20 protein-coding genes and 4 pseudogenes are annotated in these 19,185 nt (G+C 70.7%); 8 read left to right on the top strand and 16 right to left on the bottom strand.

Annotated elements, in window-relative coordinates:
* Positions 1 to 72 precede the first annotated feature (72 nt).
* From ABZ478_RS34745 to ABZ478_RS34735, 3 genes are read left to right on the top strand one after another with little or no spacing between them, the layout of a single operon-like run.
* Positions 73 to 873: a hypothetical protein gene (locus ABZ478_RS34745; protein ID WP_359555984.1), complete on the top strand. Its 801-nt coding sequence runs from the start codon at positions 73 to 75 to the stop codon at positions 871 to 873.
* Positions 863 to 1,234: a hypothetical protein gene (locus ABZ478_RS34740; RefSeq protein ID WP_359555981.1), complete on the top strand. Its 372-nt coding sequence runs from the start codon at positions 863 to 865 to the stop codon at positions 1,232 to 1,234. The genes ABZ478_RS34745 and ABZ478_RS34740 overlap by 11 nt, the downstream gene beginning before the upstream one ends.
* A 2-nt stretch (positions 1,235 to 1,236) precedes the next feature.
* A complete protein-coding gene (locus ABZ478_RS34735; RefSeq protein ID WP_359555980.1) occupies positions 1,237 to 1,689 on the top strand; it encodes a hypothetical protein in 453 nt (150 codons plus the stop codon).
* On the opposite strand, the gene ABZ478_RS34730 is transcribed toward ABZ478_RS34735, so the two are convergent.
* Positions 1,632 to 1,910, bottom strand: coding sequence for a transposase (locus ABZ478_RS34730; protein ID WP_359555978.1), 279 nt, complete (start codon positions 1,908 to 1,910; stop codon positions 1,632 to 1,634). The two genes, ABZ478_RS34735 and ABZ478_RS34730, sit on opposite strands and share 58 nt — an antisense overlap.
* A 428-nt stretch (positions 1,911 to 2,338) precedes the next feature.
* Here ABZ478_RS34730 and ABZ478_RS34725 point away from each other — a divergent pair, with 428 nt between their 5' ends.
* From ABZ478_RS34725 to ABZ478_RS34715, 3 genes and pseudogenes are all read left to right on the top strand, one after another.
* Positions 2,339 to 4,672: a molybdopterin cofactor-binding domain-containing protein gene (locus ABZ478_RS34725; RefSeq protein WP_359555976.1), complete on the top strand. Its 2,334-nt coding sequence runs from the start codon at positions 2,339 to 2,341 to the stop codon at positions 4,670 to 4,672.
* A gap of 9 nt (positions 4,673 to 4,681) precedes the next feature.
* Entirely contained in the window at positions 4,682 to 5,158 is a 477-nt protein-coding gene (locus ABZ478_RS34720) for a (2Fe-2S)-binding protein (RefSeq protein WP_359555973.1), read from the top strand.
* 47 nt (positions 5,159 to 5,205) lie between these two features.
* Positions 5,206 to 5,581: pseudogene (locus tag ABZ478_RS34715) on the top strand (XdhC family protein); the annotation flags it as partial.
* Positions 5,582 to 5,693: 112 nt separating this feature from the next.
* On the opposite strand, the gene ABZ478_RS34710 reads toward ABZ478_RS34715, so the two are convergent.
* The 4 genes and pseudogenes from ABZ478_RS34710 to ABZ478_RS34695 form a co-directional block, all read right to left on the bottom strand.
* Positions 5,694 to 6,374 (bottom strand): hypothetical protein, encoded by a 681-nt coding sequence (locus tag ABZ478_RS34710; RefSeq protein WP_359555971.1) that lies wholly within the window; start codon positions 6,372 to 6,374, stop codon positions 5,694 to 5,696.
* Positions 6,375 to 7,032: 658 nt separating this feature from the next.
* Positions 7,033 to 7,197, bottom strand: a pseudogene (locus ABZ478_RS34705) (transposase); the annotation flags it as partial.
* Between the two features lie 143 nt (positions 7,198 to 7,340).
* Positions 7,341 to 7,646 (bottom strand): hypothetical protein, encoded by a 306-nt coding sequence (locus tag ABZ478_RS34700; protein WP_359555969.1) that lies wholly within the window; start codon positions 7,644 to 7,646, stop codon positions 7,341 to 7,343.
* 67 nt (positions 7,647 to 7,713) lie between these two features.
* A pseudogene (locus ABZ478_RS34695) lies at positions 7,714 to 8,088 on the bottom strand (restriction endonuclease); the annotation flags it as partial.
* Between ABZ478_RS34695 and ABZ478_RS34690 the strand changes: the two are divergent.
* Both ABZ478_RS34690 and ABZ478_RS34685 read left to right on the top strand, forming a co-directional pair.
* On the top strand, positions 8,020 to 8,592 hold the full coding sequence (locus tag ABZ478_RS34690; protein WP_359555967.1) for an STAS domain-containing protein: 573 nt from the start codon (positions 8,020 to 8,022) through the stop codon (positions 8,590 to 8,592). The pseudogene ABZ478_RS34695 and the gene ABZ478_RS34690 sit on opposite strands and share 69 nt — an antisense overlap.
* Before the next feature lie 220 nt (positions 8,593 to 8,812).
* Entirely contained in the window at positions 8,813 to 9,457 is a 645-nt protein-coding gene (locus tag ABZ478_RS34685) for a carbonic anhydrase (RefSeq protein WP_359555964.1), read from the top strand.
* Between the two features lie 139 nt (positions 9,458 to 9,596).
* Here ABZ478_RS34685 and ABZ478_RS34680 read toward each other — a convergent pair.
* The 11 genes and pseudogenes from ABZ478_RS34680 to ABZ478_RS34630 all read right to left on the bottom strand — a co-directional run.
* Positions 9,597 to 10,184, bottom strand: a pseudogene (locus ABZ478_RS34680) (Sua5 family C-terminal domain-containing protein); the annotation flags it as partial.
* Between the two features lie 119 nt (positions 10,185 to 10,303).
* Complete coding sequence (locus ABZ478_RS34675; protein ID WP_020120296.1) at positions 10,304 to 10,507, bottom strand: cold-shock protein; 204 nt, start codon at positions 10,505 to 10,507, stop codon at positions 10,304 to 10,306.
* A gap of 348 nt (positions 10,508 to 10,855) precedes the next feature.
* Positions 10,856 to 10,990 (bottom strand): DUF4157 domain-containing protein, encoded by a 135-nt coding sequence (locus ABZ478_RS34670; RefSeq protein WP_359555961.1) that lies wholly within the window; start codon positions 10,988 to 10,990, stop codon positions 10,856 to 10,858.
* 262 nt (positions 10,991 to 11,252) lie between these two features.
* Positions 11,253 to 11,966 carry a zinc ribbon domain-containing protein gene (locus ABZ478_RS34665; RefSeq protein ID WP_359555959.1) on the bottom strand — a complete coding sequence of 238 codons (714 nt, stop codon included), beginning with the start codon at positions 11,964 to 11,966 and terminating at the stop codon, positions 11,253 to 11,255.
* An 838-nt stretch (positions 11,967 to 12,804) separates the two neighbouring features.
* On the bottom strand, positions 12,805 to 13,368 hold the full coding sequence (locus ABZ478_RS34660) for a phage tail protein (protein WP_359555957.1): 564 nt from the start codon (positions 13,366 to 13,368) through the stop codon (positions 12,805 to 12,807).
* Positions 13,365 to 15,329, bottom strand: coding sequence for a putative baseplate assembly protein (locus ABZ478_RS34655; RefSeq protein ID WP_359555955.1), 1,965 nt, complete (start codon positions 15,327 to 15,329; stop codon positions 13,365 to 13,367). The genes ABZ478_RS34660 and ABZ478_RS34655 overlap by 4 nt, the downstream gene beginning before the upstream one ends.
* The gene (locus ABZ478_RS34650) at positions 15,329 to 15,751 is read right to left on the bottom strand and encodes a GPW/gp25 family protein (RefSeq protein WP_020938511.1); all 423 of its coding nucleotides are present in this window, start codon (positions 15,749 to 15,751) and stop codon (positions 15,329 to 15,331) included. Before ABZ478_RS34650 ends, ABZ478_RS34655 begins: the two co-directional genes overlap by 1 nt.
* The gene (locus tag ABZ478_RS34645; RefSeq protein ID WP_359555953.1) at positions 15,751 to 16,068 is read right to left on the bottom strand and encodes a PAAR domain-containing protein; all 318 of its coding nucleotides are present in this window, start codon (positions 16,066 to 16,068) and stop codon (positions 15,751 to 15,753) included. The genes ABZ478_RS34650 and ABZ478_RS34645 overlap by 1 nt, the downstream gene beginning before the upstream one ends.
* A gap of 33 nt (positions 16,069 to 16,101) precedes the next feature.
* Positions 16,102 to 17,955: a VgrG-related protein gene (locus ABZ478_RS34640; RefSeq protein WP_359555950.1), complete on the bottom strand. Its 1,854-nt coding sequence runs from the start codon at positions 17,953 to 17,955 to the stop codon at positions 16,102 to 16,104.
* Positions 17,952 to 18,674 (bottom strand): LysM peptidoglycan-binding domain-containing protein, encoded by a 723-nt coding sequence (locus ABZ478_RS34635; RefSeq protein WP_020938514.1) that lies wholly within the window; start codon positions 18,672 to 18,674, stop codon positions 17,952 to 17,954. Before ABZ478_RS34635 ends, ABZ478_RS34640 begins: the two co-directional genes overlap by 4 nt.
* A gap of 74 nt (positions 18,675 to 18,748) precedes the next feature.
* Positions 18,749 to 19,174: a phage tail protein gene (locus ABZ478_RS34630; protein ID WP_359555948.1), complete on the bottom strand. Its 426-nt coding sequence runs from the start codon at positions 19,172 to 19,174 to the stop codon at positions 18,749 to 18,751.
* Positions 19,175 to 19,185: the final 11 nt, after the last annotated feature.

Below are 19,185 nucleotides of genomic sequence, written 5' to 3'. Positions count from 1 at the left end.
CTCCCTCCTCGGCCTGTTCGCGGTCGCCTCCATGTCCACTCTCTTCGGCATCGTCTACGGGTTCGGAATCTGATGGCCGGCAACCAGAAGCAGACTGGAACCCGGACCCTGACGGCCAAGGCGTCGGAGCCCCCCGGAGCCGCGGTGGCGTTCCCGTGGCGCCGGTTGAAGATCGGCGCGATCGTCTTCGGCATTGTGTTGGCCCTCGGGATGGCACTGACCCTGTTCGGTGGGAACGCGGGCAAGGAGGGCAAGGAAGGTGCCGAGACGCCTGCCAACTCCACCCCCACCTCCCAGGCCGGCGGCAGCGGCCCCGGTCTGAAGGCGAGGGCCGTCAAGAGCGGTGTCCCGGTGGGGTATCCGCGGACCAAGGACGGCGCCGCGGCGGCCGCGGTCAACTACCAGGTCGCCCGGTCCTCGCCCGGGTACTTCAGCGACCGTGCGCTGCGTCACCAGGTGCTGAAGACGGTGATGGCGCGCTCCGCGCTGGGCGGCCAGCAGGCGCAGGACGACCAGACGGTCAAGGGTCTGTTGGCGGCGCTCGGCGTGAGTGAGCAGAGCGCGCCCGACCTGGTCATGCGGGCCGCGTCCCTCGGCACGAGCGTGCGCTCGTTCTCTCAGGACTCGGCCACGGTGCGGGTGTGGATGAGCGAGGTCGTCGGGGTGCCCACCGACAAGTCGAAGATGCCGGTTTCCGGTACCTACTCGACCTACACGCTGATCTTGCAGTGGCAGGACGGTGACTGGAAGGTCGCGACGATCGACCAGGCCGACGGTCCCACTCCGCTGGTCGCGGCCGACCAGTCGGTGTCGTCCACCGACGAGATGCGCCTGGCCACCCAGGAATTCGAGGCACCGCGCTATGCAGGCTGACGTCGTACGGCGGATCGCGCAGCCGATGGTCGCCGCCCTGTTCGCTGCCTGCCTTGTGGTGGCCGGCCCGGCAGCCCCCAAGGCACGGGCCGACGGCGGTCTCGGCTCGCTCAGCCCGTGCAATCTGCCGGGCGGGAAGTTGGTCTGTGATACGGCGGATAAGGGGAGCAAGTGGCTGTACGACAAGTCGGGGGCCGACACCGTCGTCGACACTGCGAGCGGAGCCGTCGATTTCGCAACCGACCCGCTCGGCTACCTGGAGGGGAAGCTGCGGTCCGGAACGAAGGGCATGTTCTCCGCGTTCGGTGAAGAACTCACCGGCAAGAAGCCGTCCTCCCCCAAGAACGGCAAGGGGAACTAGTCATGATGGAAATCGACTGGGGAAACCCCGGTTTCTTACGCCTGTACGGTCTCGTCTTCGCGCTTGCCGCCGTGTTCACGATGGTGCAGTGGCTGATATCGGTGGTGAAGCGGGTGGTGCGGGGTGTGCCGGTCGCCCAGGCCGCCATGGAGAACGTCGGCTATCTGCTGATGTCCGTCGCCGTGGCGGCTTTCATGCCGCTGGCCATGGCGTACGCAGTCGGTTTCAATGACAGTGCGGCAGAGGCCATCCTCGGGGACTACATCGATGAGGTGTTCGTCGGCGGGCTGGCCGTCTTCACCGCGCTGAGTGCCGTTTCCGTTCTCGCGCCTGGGGTCGGCATGGTCATCGCCATCCCGATCGACGTTTGCCGAGGTCTTCACGCTCTGCGCGTTGATCACGGCCGCGGTCGGCTCCGCACGGCGGCCGTGGAATCGGCGGGCCTTGTCGCGTAACAGGTCGTGGACCTGCTGGGTCGTGCCGTCCGATTCCCACTTTGCGTAGTAGTCGTAGACGGTCTTACACGGCGGGAAGTCGTGCGGCAGGACTCCCACGGAATGCCGGTGCGGTTCACGTAGAGGATCGCGTTCACGATCTCCCGCAAGTCGTGGACGCGGGCCACCGTGCCAGGGCCGGTCCGGCCGGCTCGCCAGGCTGTGAAGACCGGTTCGATCAAGGCCCAACTCGCGAAACTACTGGCGTTCGGCGGTCACCCCGCCCCCTTGTGGATACCGCATGCCCCGGCCATACCGCACGCCCGACGAGCCGTCAGCCTCTGCGACACCACGAGTTCAACCTCAGTAGCGGTAGTTCCCCCTGCAGGCCGCACGTCTCGGCACCGTCGTTCTGTGAGGCCTTGGTAGGCGGGATATTCGGCTGGCGGACTCTGACTGAGGTGGCTCGCCGATCAGCGTCGAGCGATCGCGACCTGTTGTGTCCCTGCACAGTTCACTGGCCCAGTTCACTGGTGCTCGGCCACTAGACCACGACGTGCTGCGGACCTAGTCTCTGACCCGCCCGCATACGGAAACCCTCGTTCCGTTCGCCGATGAGGGCTGACACCTGGGCAGCAGAGCGGACGACCGGATCAGAAAGGAAGGCCCGATGACCGACATCCCTGCCCAGGGGAGCCGCACCTCTGGTCGCGGTGAACGCGCGCCGATCGGACGCCGCACGTTCATGGGGTATGTGCTGGTCGGTGCCACCCTGGCTGTCGCCGCCGAACTCCCGCTGGGCGCGCCCGCTCACGCGGCGGTGCCCTCCGTGCCGCAGATCCCGGAGCTGTACGACCTGGAGGACATGCAGACCGACGCCGCGCGGCCGACGTCCGCACTGATCAAGATCGTGCTGCACGAGGACGGCACGGCGTCGTTCGAGCTGCCGCGCATGGAGGTCGGACAGGGCATCACCACCTCCACGGCGATGATCATCGCGGAGGAGCTCGACCTGCCCGTCGACAAGGTACGGGTGACGCTCGCACCGGCGCGTCCGGAGTTGCTGCTCAACCAGCTGACGGGCGGGTCGAACACCACGGTGTCGATGTTCACCCCGGTGCGAGTGGCCGCGGCGATTGCCCGCAAGGCGCTACTCGAAGCCGCGGCGATCGAACTCGGCTCGGTCGTGGGCCTGTTGAAGTCCAAGGCCGGGGTGATCTCGGCGCCGGACGGATCGTCGGTGTCGTACGGGGAGCTGGCGGTCAGAGCCGCGAGCAGCACGGTCAAGATGGTCGAGGCCGAGCTCAAGCCGGTCTCGGAGTTCTCGGTGATCGGCAAGCCGCACGGTCGTGACGACGCGCGGCTCGCGGTCACCGGGCAGAAGAAGTACGCGATGGATCTGCAGGTGCCGGACGCGCTGCCGACCATGGTGTGCCGGCCTCCGACGCTGAACGGGTCGCCGAAGTCGGTGCGCAACAAGGCGGAGGTGCTCGCGCTGCCGGGGGTCACGGACGTGGCCGTGGTCGACACCGGGGTCGCGGTGCGCGCGATAACGTTCGGGCAGTGCATCGACGCGGTGCGGGCGCTCCAAGTGGAGTGGGCGGCCGGTTCGGTGGAGGGTGAGTCCGACGAGACGATCCTAGCGCGGCTGCGGAAGGCCGAACTGCCGCTGGCGGTCCCGGACATCCCGCTGCTCGCCAAGACGGTGGAGGCGGACTTCACATTCATGTTCCGCAGCAGCGCGGCGCTGGAGCCGAACTGCGCGATCGCCGACGTCCGCATCGACCGGGCGACGGTGTGGGCGGGCCTGAAGTCACCGATCGTGGCGCAGGGCGACATCGCCAAGGCCGTCGGACTGCCGCAGACCGCAGTAACGGTCAACGTCATAACGGGTGGCGGCTCGTTCGGGCACAAACTCTTCGGCGACGCCGCGATCGAGGCCGCGAAGATCTCCAAAGCCATGGGCAAGCCGGTCAAGCTGATGTGGCACCGCGCGGACGAGCCCCGGCAGGGCCGCGTGCACCCCATGGCCACGTCCCGGATCCGGGCCACGTATCTGGCCGGACAGGTGCTCACCTTCGAGCAGCGGCACACGAGTGTGGTGACCGACTTCAGTCACGGGCTCGGCGAGATGATCACGGCGACGGCGGACCGGCTGCCCACCGGGCTCGGCGGGCTGGCGTTCTCGGAGACGATCTTCACGCTCACCCAGGAGCTGCCGTACAACTTCGGTGTCGTCACGCAACTGCTCAGCGAGACCGACTCCCGGTTCAACACCGGGAGCATGCGCAACATCTACTCCCCCGACGTGGCGTGCGCGAACGAGCTGGTCGTCGACCAGCTCGCGAAGAAGATGGGCAAGGACCCGCTCGAGTTCCGGCTCGCGTTCCTGAAGAACGCGCGGGTCAAGGCGGCGCTGAAGAAGGTCGCCGAGGTGGGTGACTGGGGCCGGTCGATGCCCGCGGGAACGGCCCAGGGCATCGCGATCCACAGCGAGTACAAGGGCGCGACCGCCGTGCTCGTCGAGATCGACTGCCGCCCTCAGACGGTGAACCGGAAGGTGCCGAACGGTGCGACCGGGCCACGCGTCACAAAGGCGGTCATCGCCGTCGACGCCGGACTCGTGATCAACCCCAAGGGGCTCGAGGCCCAGATGATGGGCGGCGTCTCGGACGGCATTGCGCTCGCTCTAACCAGCAGCCTGCACCTGCGCAACGGGCATTTCCTCGAGGCCAGCTGGGACAATTACTTCTACACCCGGCAGTGGAACGTCCCCACTGACTTCCAGTGCGTCGTGATGCCCTCCGACTCGCAGCAGCCCGGCGGCGCCGGCGAGGCGGGCGTGGCCGCGTCCGTGGCGGCGGTCGCGTGTGCCTACGCGCGGGCGACCGGCACGGTCCCGACGCGTTTCCCGGTCAACCACAGCACGGTCGACTTCGAGGTCAAGCCGTTCGTCCCGCCGGTCCCCCAGTCGCCGTCCGACGGCCTGAGCCACACGTTCTGAGGAGCCCACGTGAGCACCCACACCTTCATCCTCAACGGCAAGCCCGTCACCGTCGACGTCGACGACAGCGTCCGGCTGCTGTGGGTCCTGCGGGACGTGCTCGGCGTGACCGGCCCGAAGTACGGCTGCGGCATCAACGTCTGCAAGGCCTGCACGTCCCACGTCAACGGCAAGGCGTTCAACCCCTGCTCCGTCGAGGTCAAGGACATCGGCCCGGACGACGAGATCACCACGATCGAGGGCCTCGCCGACACCGTCGACGCCGACCTGCACCCCATGCAGGAGGCCTGGCTCGAGTACGACGTGGCACAGTGCGGCTACTGCCAGCCCGGACAGATCATGGCCGCCGTCGCCAAGGTCAGGCAGGCCAGGGCGGCCGGCCACGAGATCACCGACGCGGACCTCGACGAGATCCGCAACATCTGCCGCTGCGGCACCTACAACCGCATCCGGGAAGCGATCAAGGCGGCCGCGGAACGTATGTGAAGACGCGTCTGCACGTCTCAGGACCATCGACCAGGGAAAGGAGCACCGTGCTGGACCTGAGAGACCAGTTGCTCCGTTGGTACGAGGAGGGTCGGGCCTTCGCCGTCGCGACCGTGGTGGCGGTCCACGGGAGCGCTCCCCGGTCACCGGGTTCAGCGCTGGCCGTAGGTGTCGACAGGGCTGTCATCGGAAGTGCGTCCGGCAGTTGCGTGGAGGGCGCCGTGTACGACTTGTGCCAGGAAGCCCTGGCATCCGGCGCCTGCACGCTGGAGTCCTTTGGGTACTGACGCCTTCGCCATCGGCCTGACCTGTGGAGGGTCCCTGGCCTTGGCAGGTGCCACGGACCCGGCGACCGTGGCCCGGGTCGTCCGCGGGCCTGCCGAGCAAGTTGGCCAGGTCGTGTGCGTACGGGCGGACGGAACCAGCCGTCAGCAACTTCGCCGATCCGGTCCTGGAGGCAATGGCGGCACGCGCCGCTCGCTGGTTTCGCGGTAGTCGCACAGGCCCTGATCGCGCCATCGGCACTCGGTGACGGTCACGCAGGCGTGGGCGTCGAGGTCGGGCCAGTTGTCGGCGCCCGTGTGCAGGGCGTTGCCGCGGCCGCGGGACGGGCAGCCTCTGCGCTCGGCGCGGCTGCGTTTCGCGGCGCGCTGAGGTCCGCTTTTCTTGGTGCCCGGCTTCTCGGCCGGCGGTACGGTGCCCGGGAAGTTTGATGGTGGGGTAGGGCGTTGACCAGGCGGCCGACCGCCCACTGGTCGGCTGCGTCCGGATTGGCGAGCACCGCACGCAGGGTCGCTTCGAGGTCTTGCTGAACCGATTCCGACAGCGGGTGTCCGGCCTCGCGGGCGAGCTGCGCGGTCTGCCGGGACAGGGCGGATACGACACGGCGGCGCTGCGCGAAGAGATCCTTCAGTCCGTCGGCGTCCAGCGCACGGTAAGCCTCCCGCAGTGCCTGCCCCAGGTGAAGGAACTGCTGGCTCTCTTCCGGCTGGGAGCGCAGCAGAAGGTTCGCCGCCCAGGCTGCGAGGGTGGGGCGACGGGCGGCATGGATCCGGCGGGCATCGTCCACCCGGCCGGCTGCCTTCGCGACGGCGGCCGCCGTCTCCCGTCGAGCGACGAAGTCGGACGGCGGCGTGGTGTACAGCTCGTCGAGGACGGCTTCCACGTCCTGCCCTGCGCCGCCCCGGCGGTTGCTTCGCGCGTTCAGTCTTTCCACACCTCCGCCCGCCCTCCTGCCGCTCGATCCATGCCGTCCGTCGGACCTGCATCGCTGTCCTAGACAGCGGACACGACGATCCGCCGCGCTCCCACATGGCAATCAGACTCACGCGCACCTCATCACCCCGCATCCCAGCCAACGTCACGCCTCTCAGATGGGGGCTTTGGGCTCATCCATGTGGGAGTGGCGGCGGCCCCTGCAGGCCGGTCGAGGTGACCGGGTGCCACTGCCGGCCGGTGCGGCCGGCACGAGGAGAGGCGACCGTAGCTGCGCCCCGTGCGCCCCCCTCGCGCGGGTCGAGGCGATGGCTCCTTGCGCCCGGCCTACGATCGGGCAAGTGGAGATCCCCGTCAGCCTGATCGAGTCGGAGCCTCGCGCTGAGGCGGAGCGGGCCCGTCTGGCCGGCCTGACCGGCGAGGAGTACGAGCAGCAGCGGGGGCTCTGACATGAGGCGTCCGAGGCCGCCGAGGCGGCCGTAACGGCGCACGCCAGGTCAACGGACACGAAGCGGTACGAGCTGGAGCAGGCCGTGAAGAGTGCCGCCCGGCACGCGGATAGCCTGGCCGAATAGCCGCGCGCTGCCAGGTCAGTGCATTGACAGGCGGTACTTGTCGAGCGGCGGCTGGGGAGCTGCCGTCGGCCTCTGCCAGGCGCCCCCGGTCCGCACGACGTAGGAGATGGCGTCCACGATCCGCCGCCGCGGATGCTTCTCCCAACGTCCGCCCTTCGGCCCCACCCTCTCAGACGGCAGCAACGGCTCCACCAATGCCCACTCCCCGGCCCGGGTGACCCGTCGGATCGCCAGCGCCGCGCGCACCATGCTCCACGCCACGGCGCTCGGCCGCCTCCTCCTCGCCCTGGTCCACCTTGACCCTCTCTCAGCCCTTGGGGGAGCATCTGGAGCCCATCGCATGACGAAGGCCCCGCCCGGACGATCCGGTGCGGGGCCGCAGCGTGTTCGGTCTACGGCTCGTCGGTGAGGCTGCCGTTGATCGAGCCGTCGTCGTAGTAGTCGAGCACGTCCCGTTCCCCCTTGGGCATGTCCTTGATCGCATGCTGCAGCGTCCAGGCCATCAGGAGAGTGTCGTAGTCGTCCTGCTTCAACCCGTCACACGCCCCGGGCCGGTGGGTCTTCGTCGCCGTCGGATTCAGCGCCTTCTGGCAGTCCTTCACCATGTCGTCGTAGGACGGCTGGGCGAGCCAGATACCAAGTCCGAGGCCTGCCGCGACGACCGCGGCGGCGGTGATGATGGTGGTGCGGCGACGCATGGGTTCCCCCCAGGGTGCGGTGTGCGTAAATCGTCTGCCTGTGGGTGTCGAGCGGGTGCGGGCGGAGTCACATCAACGGAGCCGGACCGGTCCGGGATGCCCACCCGGCGAGCGCCCCGTTGTCGAAGAGCCGGATGCCGTGGTGAACTCCGTAGGTGACGGCCGGTTGCGTGAACACGCTCGTCGTCACGACCGCGGCCACCTGCGCGCCGTGGACGCTGTAGCAGGTACCCCCGAACCGCTGAAGATCCGGTGAGCCGACCTTGGTGGTCGGCCCATACCGCTTGCACTGAATCACTATCCGCCGGCCGTCCGGGGCGGTCGCGGTGACGTCCGCGCCAAGGTCGCCGGCACCGCCGACTACCTGGACACCGTGGCAGCCGTCGCGCTGGCAGAGGAACGCGACGGCGTGCTCGAACTCGCGTGGGTCCATGGCGTGGTAGCGGGCCAGCTCGGTGGACTGCACGGTCCGGATGCGGTGCAGCTCGGCTTCCCGCCGGTGTGCCAGGAAGCTGTTCAGTACGCAGGCTGCCAGAAGAACGGCCAGGAGAAGCGCGGCCATCACTCGGTGTCCCGACGACCACAGTCCTGGGACCAGGAGCACGACGCACCCCACGCCGCTGCAACCCCCTGGCCGCCATCCTCCGCGCCGACCTGGACGGCCTGCTGTGGATCCGGAAGGACTGGGCCCCTGGAGGAGATCGCCCGAGGTCAGCGGTGTGTGGTGCTCGAGCTGTCCGCGCTCATGTTCTGCGACTCGGCCGGGTTGAATGTGCTGCTGTGGGCCCGGCAGCAGGCGAAGAGGGCTGGCGCCGTGCTGGTGCTGGCCTGCGTGCCGGCGACACTGCAGCAGATGCTGGCCATGACCGGGGTGGACACCGTCGTGCGGGTGTACGGGACCGTCGCCGAGGCCGAGGACGAGCTGGTGGTCGACGGCGGGGCCTGACGTCGGCGGCTGGGGTCAGGCTGCTTCGAGGACTTGGTCGAGGTTGGGCAAATTCTTGGGGCCGCGGGTGAGTCGGCGGGCCATCAGGGTGCTCGCGTCAGCTGCAGGAGCCGATGACACCGTCGGTTCGGGACCGCGCAATCGATAGCGTGGCCAGATCCGGCGAGCTCCGGCTGGACCAGGCGGTGCGACCGCTGAGGCCGCCTCGTAGTCTGCCGCTATGACCGAGAAGATCCAGACGCCGACGCCCCGCGACGCTTTCGAGCTGCTCATGGCGGGCAACCAGCGCTTCGTCGCCGGCACTCCTGAGCACCCGAACCAGGACGCCACCCGCCGCACCGAGACCGCACCGTCCCAGAAACCGTTCGCCGTGCTGTTCGGGTGCTCCGACTCCCGGCTTGCCGCCGAGATCATCTTCGACCGCGGCCTGGGCGACCTGTTCGTGGTCCGCACCGCCGGCCACGTCGCCGGTACGGAGGTGCTCGGCTCCATCGAGTTCGGCGCGGCAGTGCTCAACGCACCGCTGGTCGTTGTCCTCGGTCACGACTCGTGCGGCGCCGTCGCCGCCGCCTGCTCCGCCCTGGAGAACGGGCAGACGCCGGGCGGCTTCGTCCGGGACGTCGTCGAACGGGTAACCCCGAGCGTGCTGGCAGCCCGCGCCGCCGGACGCGAGACAGCCGACGAGATCCTCGCCGAGCACATCGAGCACACCGTGGACCTGCTGCTGGAACGCTCCCGCGTCCTGGCCGAGCGGGTGGCTGACGGCCGCCTCGGCGTGGTGGGCCTGTCCTACCGGCTGGCCGACGGCAGTGCACAGCTCGTCGCCTCCCGCGGCCTTGATGCGGCGGTTCGCACCGCGTCCTGACCGCCCGGCCGTGGGTCGCGCCGCGTGATATGCCGCGGTCAGAGGACCTGCGTGTACGTGGAGGACCCCCTCGGGTTCGCCGTCAATACGCCCCGCCCTCGCCTCCGGGAGCAGTGAGAGCACACAGCGTCCACGCTGGTCACACGGTGGGCCGGGGGCCGGCGGCGCGGCGGAGCCGGTTGGCGATGGCCAGTCCAAGTCCCTCCTCGACCGGTAAGGAGGCGATGATGAGGTCACACCCCTGCTGGTCGCGTTCGCGCAAGAAGCCGTACAACCCGCGCGCGTAAGCGGCCATCGAATCGGGGACCGCCACCACGGCGTGCGCCTTCCCCGGAGCGTCGGCGAAGGAGAAAGGCAGAAAGACGCCGACCTGGTGCCCCAGCTCCTGCGCGAGCTGCGCTTCGGCGACGATTTTCTCGGGCTCGACAAGGACGACCCGCGCCCGCGGCGCGTAGTGCGACGGATGCTGGCCCGGCACTGGGACGCGGCTGGTCGAGGGGACCGTGAGCGGGCACCCCAGCACCGCTTCGAGGTCCTCGCGCGTCACCCCGCCAGGCCGCAGGATGGTCGGGATCTCGCCGGTGACGTCGACGATGGTGGACTCGACGCCGACCTCGCAGGGGCCCCCGTCCAGCACGAAGTCAACGACATCGCCGAGCTCGGCACGGACGTCGTTCGCGGTGGTGGGGCTGACGGAGCCGAATCGGTTGGCTGACGGGGCAGTGACACAGCGGCTCATGGGGACCCACCCGAGAGGCCGATCGGATCCCGCCCGCTGACCACTCCGACAGACAGTCAGGCCCGGCGTCCCGAAGCCGGGATGCCGGGCCTTACCGAGGCGCGCGATCAGACGGGGCGGATGTTCTCCGCCTGCGGGCCCTTCTGGCCCTGCGTGACGTCGAACTCGACCTTCTGGCCCTCCTGCAGCTCACGGAAACCCTGGGCGGCGATGTTGGAGTAGTGGGCGAAGACGTCGGGGCCGCCACCCTCCTGCTCGATGAAGCCGAAGCCCTTCTCGCTGTTGAACCACTTCACAGTGCCCTTGGCCATGACTGTCTCCTTCGAGGGAAACCGGGCGTGCACCCTGCACGCACGGGAGGTGATCGCCCTGGTCCGGAGAGGCGCTGAACAGCAAGAACGCCCGTGATGGCGATCACGGGCGAACGGAACTTCGGAACCACGACTGCTGATCACAACGCTATACCGGCATGGCGGAAGCCGCTAGCGATAACGCGCCAGCAACTGGCTCGGACGAAGGGCTGGATCGCCCGTGAGAAGCGGCGATGGTGATCACACATTTTTCAGCACCACCGGCACGGTGCCCGTGCCGGGGCCGCCGACGGTCACTGGCCGGCCCTGCTGGACCTGTTCACCGCGGGCGCTGCCCCCGAAAGCCTTCTACGCCCGCGCGCCCAGCTCGTGCGCCGAGCGCTGCGCGACCGTGCCGGTGTGCAGCCGTACGTCGGAGAAGTCCGCGCCCGGGCCTGGCCTCCATCTCGGCGCGGACGTGCTCGGCGAGCGGACTTCCGGCAAAGCGCAGCGCCTCGGGCGCCGAGGAGCGCTGCACCGGCTGCGTGCCTCCCCGGCGGAGCATGCGGACCGCCGTCTGGTTGCCCGCCGAGCCCTGCAGGGCCGCCACGGCCGCGGGCGCCGGACGCCGGGCGGGCAGCCTGGCTCCGGTGCGACGGCCGTGAGCCGGTCCCGGTGCCCGGGTCGGGGCGGTCCCGTCCTGGGACCGGGGCTCTTCTTTCCTCGCGCGCATGCCGAAGCCTCCGTATCGCTCGATGTCGCTCGATCAGGACCGCTGGAAGAACTCCACCTCCGCCAGAGCCAGATGGCGGCCCGGTGCCAGGCCGGTGGCCGAGCGCAGGACCAGGCGTACCGTCTTCACGTCGCTGATTCCGGTGGGGAATGGCTGCGAGCCCGGCTTGTCGCTGAGGGTCAGCTGCTTGTCGTACCGCTCGCCGTCCTGCGTCGTCACCTCAAGGTCGATCTGCAGTGCGCGTCCCTCGCGGGCGTACTCCTCCGGTGCCTTGGATGCGCCGTTGGTGATGAGCAGGTCGACCATCCGGAACGGCTTGTCGAAGGTGTACGTCACCGAGGCGCCCGGCGCGGGCGCGCCCCAGTAGCGGTTGGCCAGCCCGTCCGTGGTGTTCTTCGCCGGGTGCCCGGGGACCTCGGCGCTCGCCCTGGTGCGTGCCGGGGTCACGGGCTTGGGGTCGGACAGCTTGTCCCGGGTGTCCTCGAACAGGGCGCGTCCGGCCGGCAGCAGCAGGACGGCGCCCGCGCACAGAGCCAGCACCACGGCGAGGATCACCAGGAGCCGCACCCCCCGGCCCGAACTCGCCCGCACCCGGCGGCGGAACGGCCACACGGTCCGCCACCACGGCAGCGGGTCGGCCTTCGCGGTGGGCTTCAGCGGGGCCGCACAGCGCCGGCAGAACCGGCGGTCCGGCTGGTTGGGCGTGCCGCAGGAGGGACAGGGCCTCCCCTCCACTTCCTCCGTCACCGCTGCGGGCCGTACTACGGGGCGTGGAGCCTGCGGCTTCGCGGGCTGTACCGCCACGATGGGCTCCGGCGCCGGTGCCTCGGGGGCGGCCGGGGGCCGGGGGCCTGTCGCTTCCCGGGTGCTCGGAGGGGGTGCGGTGGGGCGGTGCGGGGGTGCGGCCCGGGCCTGCAGGGGTCGTGGTGGTGCAACGGATACGTGGGAAGCGGGCTCATCTCCGGTACGGGGTACGGCGGTTGTGGACCCGTCGGCCGTTCCTGAGCGGGCGGACACGGGTGCCGCCGTGGGCGCGGGCGTCGACGGCACGGGTGGCGTGGTGGGGGGAGCTTCTCGGGCTTCGTCGGTGCGGGGGGTCTCGGCGGTCCCGGGGGTCTCCTCGTCGCCGCTCGCCGGGCGGTGTTCGGGGACGGAGAGCTCGGTGCGGGCGTCGGCGGGTCCGGCCTGGGGCGGAGGGCTCGTCATGTCGTCCTGGCCGGGCCGGGCATCCGGACCCTCGTCGGCGCCGGAATGTGAGGCAGGAGCCTGCGCCGCGCTCGGCCCGCTGGCCTCGCTACGGGTCCGGCCGGTCAGCCGGCTGCGCAATGACGAGGTGCGGGGAGGTGCGGCGGACGTGGACGCGTCCGCCGTAGGCGATGCGGGGGCCGGGGCGGGATCCGGGGCGGCCGGGGGCTGCGAGGGTGTGCTCGGTTGCGGTTCCAACCGCTCCGGTTCCGGCGACGTGGCCGTTGGCGTGCTCGCGGCCGGCGGATCGTCCGACCAGCCCAGGTACGCGCCGCAGTTGCCGCAGAAGTCGTCCCCGGGGCTGTTGGACGCCCCGCAGGCGGGACATGCGCGCATGGCGTCACCTCCCTTCGTCGGCGGGTGGGCCGGGCAGGACCTCCACCCGGCAGACGGTGTGCACCGGGCACATAGCCCGGACGATCTCGCGGACGCGGTGCACGTCCACCTGCGCCTCGCGGTCCGGCCACACCCGGACCAGGGGCTCGCCGGGAGGCTCGGGCGGCAGGTCGGCTCCGGCGGTGTTCGACCACCACGCGCCGCCGTCGTCGGTCACCTCGGCGTGCACGCCGAGCGCGAGGTGCAGGGCTTCGACCAGGCCGCGCCTGGTGCCGCGCCACCGGTGCAGCTCCACCGCGCGGACGACCGCCTCGCGGCGCAGTTCCACGGGCCACTGCGGGTCGTCGTCGGCGCCCACCCAGGACGCCAGCCAGGCCAGGAAGTCCGTCGGGGCGACCCGGGGATCAAGGTAGGCGGGCAGGTTGTCGAGGGTCGCGAACACCGGGGCGAGGACGGTGTCGAGGCCGGCGGTGAAGCGCTGCGCGAAGTCGTCGTCGGCGTACAGGGCGGGCAGTTGCCCGCCGATCGGGTGGCGGCTCGGCAGATCGGGTACGGCGGCCCGGCTCATCCCCCCGCCTCCGGCTCGACGGCCGTGACGACCACCTGGTGCTGGTAGGAGAAGACCAGCGCGCCCGCGGCCACGTCGACGCGGTCCACCGGAGCGCCGCGCCGCCCGGTGATCGGGTCGGCGGCGAACAGCCGGATCTCCTCGATCAGCGCGTTGCCGGTGGCGCGTTGCAGCACGCCGAACACCTCCCCGTACTGCACCGGCCGCCCGAACGGCCATCCGGTGCCGTCCGGTCCGCCGTGCAGCGGGTTGAGATGGCGGAACAGTGCGGCGAGCGCCGCGTCGCGCACTCTGTCGGTGTCGCCCGGTGCCGCCGCGAGCCGGGCCACGACGGTGACGCCCTGGTAGACCGGCGGCTCGACGACGAGGCGGGTGCCGATCAGGCGTCGCTCGTCGAGGCTCGCGGTGATCGCCTCGAGCACCTGGTCGGAGGGGATCAGCTGCTCGAAACGGAGCCGGTCGTCGCCCTCGTCGGCGACCGCGTCCGGCACCACCAGGACCCGTACCGCACCCGCGCCGCCCTCCGCGGCGGGCAGACAGCGGACCCGGCGCACCGAGGGCGCCGCCTGGCGGCTGATGACCTCGTAGTCCTCGGCGGTCACCGCGCGCTCCTGCATCCGCAGGGCGTCCGGAGCCCGCAGCTTGGCGTTGGCGAGGGTCTCGCCGGCGACACCGCCGCGCGCCGCCTCCCGGTTGGTGACCTGGGCGATGTACGGAACGGAGCTGAGCAGCACGGAGATCGCGCCGCGCGCGACGTTGCCCGCCGGGCCGCCACCGGTGCGGTAGCGGGCCACCCGGATCTGGGCGCCCTTGGGCGGTACGGCGCCGCACTGCCGCAGCGTGCCGTCGGGCTCGCGCAGCACCGGCGGGAAGCCGAACTCGCCGTTGGTGGCGTCCACGCGGACGTGCCGGTCGTCGGGCCCGGAGCGGCCGAAGTGTTCGACGACCTCCCAGCGTTGCCAGCCCTCGGCCGAGGACACCTCCACCACGGGGGGCTCACCGTCGAGGAGGACCGGCGGGCGGCCGAGCCGGAACGTCTGCCCGGCGACCCCCTCCGAGGTGCCGAGCAGCACGTCGGTCACGGTCTCGGCGTGTTCGACGGACATGGTGCCGCCCACGGTGAACACCGCCGCCTCGCGCACCGTCGGGGACTCCGAGTAGAACGGCTGGCCCGGCTCCGCCTCGGTGACGCGGCAGCGCAGCCAGCCGGCCCGGGCGCCGCCGATCACCGACGCCGTGTGCCCGGCCGGTACGTAGACGATGACCTCGCCGGGCCGGTTCAGGCCGCCGGTGGTGTCCTCGCCGGTCTCGCACACCCGCCAGCCGCCGCCGTCCCACGCCTCCCACACCAGCGGGGGCTGGCGCGGGTCCACGCCGACGCCCTCGACGCGGCTGTCCAGGTGCAACGCGACGACGCAGCGCGGCACCGCCGTCGGCAGGCCGAACAGCAGCGCGTCGCCCGGCTCCGGTGCCGCCTGGAAGCAGGGCACGTCGCTGCCCTCGTTGATCTCCCTGGTCCGGTCGGTCTGCTCGCCGGTCCGGGGCGCGGTCACCAGACGCGTCAACTCGCTGGGAACGACGTGCAGTTCGTCCGTGGTCGCGAACACCACGGGTTCGTCGCTCTCGCCGCGCACGGTCGTTACCTCGGTGCCCGCTGGCAGCACCACTGTGTCGGGCTGCGGCGCCGACAGCCAGAAGTCGACCTCGGCGCCGGCCGCGGCCGGCGGGAACAGCCGGATGTCCAACAGGTCGAGGAACGCGGTGTAGTTCTTGTCCGGGACCCGGTTCAGCCGGTACAGCAATTGGTCCACGAGATAGGCGAACGTCTCGATCAGGGTGACGCCCGGGTCGGAGACGTTGTGGTCGGTCCACTCCGGGGCGCGCTGCTGCACGTACCGCTTCGCCTCGTCGACGAGTTGCTGGAACCGGCGGTCGTCCAGGTTGGGGGAGGGCAGGGCCATCAGTCGGCGACCAATTCCTCGGCCCCCTCCTCGGAGGGGATCGTGTAGAAGGGAAAGACCAGGTTGCGCCGGTCGTTGGTGGAACGCAGGGTGTAGTGCACGTCGATGTAGAGGGTGCCGTCCTCGATCGCGTCGAAGGCCACCACCACGTCGTCCACCGCGATGCGCGGCTCCCACCGCTCCAGGGCCTCGCGCACCTGCTGCGCGATACGTCCGGCGGTGGCGCCGTCGCCGGGGGCGAAGACGTAGTCGTGGATGCCACAGCCGAACTCGGGGCGCATCGGGCGTTCGCCGGGTGCCGTGCCGAGCACGAGGCGGATCGCCTCCTCGATCTCCTGTTCCCGCTCGACCATGCCGATGCCGCCGGTCGGCCCGACCCGCAGCGGGAAGCCCCAGCCCCGTCCGATGAACCGCTCGCTCATCACACGCCCCCGATCAGGACGTTCATGGCGCCGGTCACGATCTGCGCGCCGCACGACGTCTGGTCGCGTGCGCGTGCGGCCGGCAGCCCGCCGATGAGGACCATGCCCGCGGTGACAGCGGCCGGGTTGGGCATGATCACGTTGCCCGGCCCCAGGGCCAGGTGCGGGGGCATGGCGCAGGTGTGCACGCTGCCCACGACCGCGGCGGGGCGGCCTCCGATCAGCACGGTCGCCACCTTCAGGGCCGCGCCGGGCGGCGGGGTGGCGATCACACCGCCGTGGTTGGTGGGGTCACCGGTACGGACTGCGGCTGGCATGCGGTGCTCCTTGCGGCAGGTAGGGGACTGAGGTCAGTTGATCCGGATGAGCTTGGCCTTGAGGACGCCGAGCAGACCACCGTCGACGGTGACGCCCGTGCGGCCCTTGATGTTCACGTACTGGCTGCCGTCGATGTCCACGGTGCGGCCGCCGATCTTCACTCCGACCCTGCCGTTGATGTCCACGTTCCGGCCCGACACGCTCACGTCGCCCTGTCGTGCGTCCAGGGTGATGCCGTTCTTGTCGAGCACGACGGAGGAGAGGGGTTTTGTACCGCCCTTCGCGGCGTACACTGTCAGCTCGATCCGGTCGCGCCGGTTGTCGAGGAACACTTCGAGGCGCTCGTCGGCGGACCTGAGCCGGACGCCCGACCTGCCCGGAGCCCTCGCGTCCAGCAACTCGACCCGGTGCCCCGAACGCGACACAATGGAGCGGCGGTTGACCTTCCCGGTGGTCTTGTCGATCAGCGGGATGTCGTGCGGCGACGGCTTGTCCACGCCGTTGTAGAGGCCGCCGATGACGTACGGGCTGTCCAGCAGGCCCTGTTCGAAGCCCACCAGGACCTCGTCGTTGACCTCGGGGCTCACCACTCCCCCGCCGCCCTTGCCGCCCCACTGCACGGTGCGCACCCAGTCGGTGACGTAAGTGTCGTCCAGCCAGGGGAACTTCAGCCGCACCCCGCCGTTCTGAGCGCCGCCCGGCTCGCGTACGTCCGTCACCACGCCGATCGCCAGACCCGGCATGCGCGGGCCGCGGCCCGGCGCGTTGGCACCGGTCACCAGGCCCGTCAGGGAGCGGTCCGGGCTGGCGCTGACCCACACCGTCGTCCGGTATCCGCCGTGCGGCTCCAGGACGTGCTGCACCGCCGTCGCCGTGTACTTGCCGGAGAACGCCTGCCCGACGTTGCCGAGCGCCACGGGCTTGCCCGCCCGCAGCCGGGGGTTGCCCTCGGCCAGCACCTCCAACTCGCCGAACCCCGCGCTGACCTGATCGGCCACGGCGTCGGCGACCGCGGTCGTCTCGGCCTGGGTGCGGTACGGGGTGTCCGTGACGGTCAGCTTCGACGACTTGCCGAACCGGGCGGCGAGCGCCGGGCTCAGCCCCGGCACCACCGTGTCACTGTTCACCGACGGCTTGCGGGCCACCAGCGGCTTCTTGGTGGTGACGTCCCAGCCGCGCACCTCCACCTGCGAGGCCCCGTCCGCGGCCGACAGGGAGGCCCGCAGCGCCAGCAGGTTCCGCCCGTACTCCAGCACCATCGGGTTCCGCGTTGCCGGGGTCGAGGGCGCGGGCGCGCCGGACGCCTTCTCGGGCTTGGTGAACTGCAGCACGCCCTTGTCGTCGACGCGCACCTGCGCGCCGCTCTCGCCCGCCAGGAACTGCAGGAAGTCCCAGTCGGACACGTTCGCCTGCGAGAGCTGCTTGTAGGTGACCGGCGCGGCCTCCACGGTCCCGCAGGTCAGCCCGGCCCCGGCGGCGACCTTGCGGACGATCGCCGACGCCGTCATGTTCCGGTACGCCACCACCTTCCGGCCCCGCTGCAGGCGGTGCGCCTTGGAGTAGGCGCGCACCACGGTGAACGAGCCGGTGCTGTCCCGGTCGACCTCCATGCCGGTCACCTCGCCGTTGAACAGCCGCTCGCGCGCCTGCCCGGACACGGTGACCACCGACACCTTGAGCGGGGTGCCGATGGTGATGCCGGTCGACTGCAGGAACTCGTGGTCGGGGTCGCGGAAGGTGAGCACCGCCGCGTCGGGCAGGCCCACGTTCTCGTCGACCACGCAGCTCACCAGCTGGGCGGCCCAGATCGGCGAAAGTTCGCCGGGCGTCTCCACGACGGGGTCCGCCGCGAACGACCGGCCACCCCGTGCCTCGGGTGTGGTCACCGCTCCTCCTCAGCGCCCGCGTCGCTGAGCCCCGGCACCACCAGTTCGGTGCCGGGTTCGAGCGCCATGGGGTCGTCGATGTCGTTCGCCTCCGCGATGGCCCGCCAGGCCGTCGCGTCGCCGTACTCCCGCCAGGCCAGCAGGGCCAGGCTGTCGCCCGCCACGACGATGTGCGTGCTGCGGGCGGTGCGCGCGCCGGACGTCGGGTTCTGGCCCGGCGGATCGACACTCGCCTCCTCGATGGACAGCGAGCAGGTGGCCCGCAGCGGCTTTCCGTCCACGTCGAACAGCGTGTACGACACCGACAGGCTGGAGAGCACCCCGTCGAAGGAGGTCGTCCGGGCGGTCCCCCATTCGAACCGCACCCAGGGGCTGGCCGGTTTCTTGCGGCCCAGGCTGGCCTTGGTCGGCACGCACCCCTTCATCAGCTTCTCCACCGCCTTCTCCACGGAGTTGTCGTGGGTGGCGGTGGCGTCCAGGAACACCTCAAGGCTCAGCGTGCGCGGGCCGCTGCCGACGAACTCGGGCAGCGCGGACTCCCCCGCCATCCGGGACGGGGTGCGCCGCCACTCGGTGGTCTTGCTCAACTGCAGCGTGGAGGGGTTGAACTGGAGGTTGAGCTGCGTGATCGTCCCGCCGGGCTTCGCGCCGACGGAGGTCGGTGGCTCCTTCAGGGTCAGCTGGGCCCTGGTCCGACTGGAGCGGAGCGCTGCACACATGTCGGGACCTCCTTTCCGGGGGGGGTAGGGGTAAGTCTCAGGGGCGGCGGGTGGGAGCGGTGCGTGACGGCGGGTCAGGACGGGCGCAGCCCCTGGTGGGCGATCTCCAGGGTCTCCACCGCCGCCTCGGAGTTGGCGGGGTCGAAGGAGGGTCCCTGCCAGCGCACCGGAACGATCCCGGACACCTGCCAGCTGATGATCCGGGTCAGGTTCGGTTTCAGCGCCACGATCTCGCCGTCCTTGGGCGTCACCCGCTTCAGCGTCTCGTCGAGCCAGCGGGCGATCTTCGCCGTATCGGCGGTGACCGGCCGGCTCAGCGTGATGTTCGACCAGGTCACGCGGCCGGGCAGTTGCCAGGTGAACCCGTTGTTGCCGCCCTCTGCGTAGCTCTCCATCTCGACCTCGGCGCCCATGCCGGAGCAGGTGTGGAAGGCGCCCAGGTCGTTGCCGCCGATGGCGAGCTTGAAGAACACGCTCGTGGCGAAGATGTTGTCGGTCATGCGTGCGTCAT

Source organism: Streptomyces sp. NPDC005706 (assembly GCF_040631045.1).
GTDB lineage: Bacteria > Actinomycetota > Actinomycetes > Streptomycetales > Streptomycetaceae > Streptomyces.
Note: the sequence above shows the minus strand (reverse complement) of the source record. Positions and strands in the feature narration are given on the sequence as shown.

Coding starts and splice junctions, on each gene's coding strand:
- ABZ478_RS34655 (WP_359555955.1), bottom strand. CDS start 15,329: ATGGCCCTGCCCTCCCCCAACCTGGACGACCGCCGGTTCCAGCAACTC.
- ABZ478_RS34735 (WP_359555980.1), top strand. CDS start 1,237: ATGATGGAAATCGACTGGGGAAACCCCGGTTTCTTACGCCTGTACGGT.
- ABZ478_RS34675 (WP_020120296.1), bottom strand. CDS start 10,507: ATGGCCAAGGGCACTGTGAAGTGGTTCAACAGCGAGAAGGGCTTCGGC.
- ABZ478_RS34645 (WP_359555953.1), bottom strand. CDS start 16,068: ATGCCAGCCGCAGTCCGTACCGGTGACCCCACCAACCACGGCGGTGTG.
- ABZ478_RS34745 (WP_359555984.1), top strand. CDS start 73: ATGGCCGGCAACCAGAAGCAGACTGGAACCCGGACCCTGACGGCCAAG.
- ABZ478_RS34725 (WP_359555976.1), top strand. CDS start 2,339: ATGACCGACATCCCTGCCCAGGGGAGCCGCACCTCTGGTCGCGGTGAA.
- ABZ478_RS34660 (WP_359555957.1), bottom strand. CDS start 13,368: ATGAGCCGGGCCGCCGTACCCGATCTGCCGAGCCGCCACCCGATCGGC.
- ABZ478_RS34650 (WP_020938511.1), bottom strand. CDS start 15,751: ATGAGCGAGCGGTTCATCGGACGGGGCTGGGGCTTCCCGCTGCGGGTC.
- ABZ478_RS34630 (WP_359555948.1), bottom strand. CDS start 19,174: ATGACCGACAACATCTTCGCCACGAGCGTGTTCTTCAAGCTCGCCATC.
- ABZ478_RS34740 (WP_359555981.1), top strand. CDS start 863: ATGCAGGCTGACGTCGTACGGCGGATCGCGCAGCCGATGGTCGCCGCC.
- ABZ478_RS34685 (WP_359555964.1), top strand. CDS start 8,813: ATGACCGAGAAGATCCAGACGCCGACGCCCCGCGACGCTTTCGAGCTG.
- ABZ478_RS34700 (WP_359555969.1), bottom strand. CDS start 7,646: ATGCGTCGCCGCACCACCATCATCACCGCCGCCGCGGTCGTCGCGGCA.
- ABZ478_RS34635 (WP_020938514.1), bottom strand. CDS start 18,674: ATGTGTGCAGCGCTCCGCTCCAGTCGGACCAGGGCCCAGCTGACCCTG.